This is a genomic window from Psychrobacter sp. JCM 18903 (genome assembly GCF_000586475.1).
In the GTDB taxonomy this organism is placed as follows: domain Bacteria; phylum Pseudomonadota; class Gammaproteobacteria; order Pseudomonadales; family Moraxellaceae; genus Psychrobacter.
The window spans coordinates 1-2,611 of the sequence record NZ_BAWJ01000048.1 but is presented as its reverse complement, the minus strand read 5'-3'; the positions used below and the strand labels follow the sequence as shown (position 1 = coordinate 2,611).

Here is a 2,611-nt window from a genome sequence, read left to right as displayed (position 1 = left end):
AACATGAAGTCACTATCATGGGCTGGCTACGCGCCTGTACAGTTAGCTTTTTAGACCTTGCCGAAGGCAACATCTATCAATCCAGTGCCAATCCTGCACTACATCCGGAAGTTCAGCGACGGCTTATGTGGGATGGTCAAAACAACCCATATAACATCTTGCCTGTCACAGCAGAGCGCCAAGCATCTTTTGCAAACCAAAACCAAGCGGTAAAGCTGAAATGGTACTCAGGAATTGCGATCAATGCGACATGGTTTATTGGATCGATATTGTATGTGATGTTGGTAATTGCTTAGATAAAAACTGATTAGCCAACCTCTATTAAACAGTACGAGAACCGCTAAAAATGAATAACTACATCATAAGACCTCAAGCAATCTATTTATTAGAGCGCTATAGCTCACCCGCTTACTTTAAAGAAATGCGCGATGCCTTTGCTCAAATGTTAGACGCTGCTGAATACGCGCTGGAGTTGTTTGTTAACGACTTACCCTTTGATTACCGAACGCGCTCCTTAAACCAACAACCTGATATCGTTTGGGGCGAGCGCGTATTACCGAACTTACGTGATACTCTAGACAGCTTAAATGTTGGCTATCAAGAGCTGTTAAATGGCGACTTAGCAGCTAAAGGCATTGAATGGCACAATAGTGCCCAAAAAATAGCGAATGGAAGTATGGGTGTCGTGTCTGTTTTTATCGCATATTTTCAGTTCCATGCAGTGATTGCTAGTGTGCCAGCCCTTGCCAGATTGAAATATGCAGGTGACCCAATACAGCTAACGCAAGAGCAGTTAGGTACTATCAGCTCTGGACTTGCACTAGTCACGGCGAGTATGGATGTGGCGGCATCGGGAGCTAGCGTGTTTGGCAGAACCAGTTTTGCAAACAGGCTTGTCTATCGCGCAGGTGGATAGCGTAGTAGGAGCGACATTTGAGGTAGGAAGCTTAGCAATTTATGGCTATCGTAAGTTCAATGATGGGAATTTAACATCTTCAGCGTTAACAATAGGTTCAGCCGTCTCGATAGGTGCTTCAGCTTATGCCGGATTTAATCTAGGCTTATTAGCGATAGCATCGCCAGCCGCCGCATTACCTGCGCTACCACTATTAGCGATTATGTTTGTCGGTATGACTCTAAGCTATACTTTTCAGCGCCTAGCCTATAAGTTTGATGATAAAAACAATACATTGATAGAATACTGGTTAGACAACAGCGTGTTTGGTCATAAAGCCATGCGAGGACAAGACTATTATCTGATAAATCCGTTTCAGTCAAAGTCGCCTTTCAATAGTTTGGAGCAAGACATTAGTGGCTTTATCACGGCTTGTACCTTTTTCTTAGCTAATAATCGTTTGCAAACTTTCAAGGTAGAATGCCTGTGGAGCACGAAATAAGCACAAACAGTGAGATAAGACTTCCGCCAGTCCTTGAGATTGTAAAAGAGCATCTGACCTTATTTCAAAGTCAAATTCACATTGGGAATTGGGACAAAGCAAGTCAACTGACTATAGAGGTGGTTGCTGATAAAGGTGGCAGAGAGCAAAACCTATATAAAGCGACATTCTATAATTCTGCCAGTGATGAACCTGCTGCGGGTAATATCAAATCATCAGCTCTTGAGAGATTATTGCCTATAGTGACAAAAAAAGAGGCTGAAAAAGAATCGGAACCTCAGTTTATCATTGATACGCAGTTATTAAAGTTTGAACCGCAGAATATCAATAACGCAAAAGTGATTGTGACCTATACGCCCGATACCAGTCGCAATCCGCCATACCCCTTAAAAGACGTAAGCTACTTGGATAATAATAGCTACTAAAGAAAGGTTGCAAAAAAATAATGATTTACAATCCCCCTAATAATACTCATCCTATCGAAAAGCTCCTGAGTCGACCTTGGGATGAAAGCATACCTGTGTATCGAGAAAAAATAGCCAGTATAGAGAGGCTGAGCCATAATGTGCATGAGGTCAACCCAGATTATTTATTGTTTCACCCGATTATTAATTCGTATCAATTGGTTGGATTCTTAATGACCTATTGTTTTAGTTGGTTGTTTGGGCAGTCGTTCTTTTTGATGACAGCTATGGTTATGGCAGTTATCAAAGATGGGTCTATATTTTATTATCTCTTAGCTTTTTTTATTATTATTTTAAATTTTTTAATGTTTGGATTATTACCATACATAGCATACAAGCAGTTTAAAAATAAAAAATCTTATTCAAACAAACTCATATTACTAAAACAGACCCAACAAATTGCTTACTACGAGCATAACCGTAAGCAAGCCCCTATTTTCCACCTGATTAACTACAAAGATATCGTTGCCTCAGTCAGACGTAATAATGGCGTTGTCTTTGAAGCCTTGAACCTGCATGTGCTTGATCCAAAGACAAATCAAAGCATCCAAAATATCAATCTTGAAGACATGCAACTAAACCCTTATGATCAGTGGACATTTATCCGTACCTATATGGAGCGTCCCGCTGACAAGTTACCGCTTGACCCACGATATGCTCATGCTTGTCCGACAGATATCAGTACCTCGCTATTAGCTTGTGCCGATATTGCTCAAGAGAAGAAAAACAAAGGCTTAACAGGACTACGCC

5 protein-coding genes are annotated in these 2,611 nt (G+C 40.9%); all 5 read left to right on the top strand.

Annotated features, from left to right (window positions below; all coding sequences use genetic code 11):
- Positions 1-296, top strand: a 296-nt coding sequence (locus tag TT12_RS14920) for a hypothetical protein (protein WP_207804114.1), incomplete at its 5' end; no start/stop codon positions are given.
- A 50-nt stretch (positions 297-346) separates the two neighbouring features.
- Positions 347-916: a hypothetical protein gene (locus tag TT12_RS15865; RefSeq protein ID WP_207804113.1), complete on the top strand. Its 570-nt coding sequence runs from the start codon at positions 347-349 to the stop codon at positions 914-916.
- Positions 867-1,397 carry a hypothetical protein gene (locus TT12_RS14910; RefSeq protein ID WP_207804112.1) on the top strand — a complete coding sequence of 177 codons (531 nt, stop codon included), beginning with the start codon at positions 867-869 and terminating at the stop codon, positions 1,395-1,397. Before TT12_RS15865 ends, TT12_RS14910 begins: the two co-directional genes overlap by 50 nt.
- On the top strand, positions 1,382-1,822 hold the full coding sequence (locus TT12_RS14905) for a hypothetical protein (RefSeq protein WP_045456484.1): 441 nt from the start codon (positions 1,382-1,384) through the stop codon (positions 1,820-1,822). The genes TT12_RS14910 and TT12_RS14905 overlap by 16 nt, the downstream gene beginning before the upstream one ends.
- A 20-nt stretch (positions 1,823-1,842) precedes the next feature.
- Positions 1,843-2,611: hypothetical protein (locus tag TT12_RS14900; RefSeq protein WP_207804111.1), on the top strand; the 769-nt coding region annotated here is incomplete at its 3' end.

Coding starts and splice junctions, on each gene's coding strand:
- TT12_RS15865 (WP_207804113.1), top strand. CDS start 347: ATGAATAACTACATCATAAGACCTCAAGCAATCTATTTATTAGAGCGC.